This window comes from Sphingopyxis granuli NBRC 100800 (genome assembly GCF_001591045.1).
GTDB lineage: Bacteria > Pseudomonadota > Alphaproteobacteria > Sphingomonadales > Sphingomonadaceae > Sphingopyxis > Sphingopyxis granuli.
The window spans coordinates 1-504 of record NZ_BCUA01000181.1; the positions used below are offsets into that span (position 1 = coordinate 1).

The following is a 504-nucleotide window of genomic DNA, read 5'->3' on the forward strand; positions in this document are numbered from 1 at the left end:
GTCTGGCCTGCAATCCGTCGAGCAGGCCTTCGATCTGGGTGATGTCGTTGCGCTCTCCGCCTGTCAGGAGGAAGCGGATCGGGTTACCCAAAGCGTCGGTAGCAGCATGGATTTTGGTGCTCAGGCCGCCTTTTGATCGGCCCAGCGCGTGAGCTTCAAACCGATCTTCGGATCGATCGCTTTTTTTGGGGCACCGGCACTATGCTGATGCGCCCGCACGATGGTGCTGTCGACGAGGATGTACTCGAAGTCGGCATCATCGCTCAGCGCCGCAAAAAGCCGTTCCCAGACCCCATTGCGGCACCAGCGGTTGAACCGCTGATACACCGTGTGCCAGCGCCCGAACTCCTTCGGCAGAACGCGCCAATGCGCTCCCGACCGCGCCAGCCACAAGACCGCCTCGACAAACAGCCGATTGTCTCGGCCCGTCCGGCCAGGATCGCCTGCCTTGCCCGGCAAATGAGGTTCAATCCGCTCCCAAAGCGCGTCGCTTACTTCCTGTCG

Annotated in this window: 1 protein-coding gene and 1 pseudogene; both read right to left on the bottom strand. The window is 61.7% G+C overall.

Going from position 1 to position 504, the window contains the following annotated elements:
- Positions 1-145 (bottom strand): annotated as a pseudogene (locus tag SGR02S_RS20745) (IS5/IS1182 family transposase); the annotation flags it as partial.
- A partial coding sequence (locus tag SGR02S_RS19320; RefSeq protein ID WP_067113844.1) for an IS5 family transposase occupies positions 121-504 on the bottom strand: 384 nt, incomplete at its 5' end. The pseudogene SGR02S_RS20745 and the gene SGR02S_RS19320, both read right to left, overlap by 25 nt.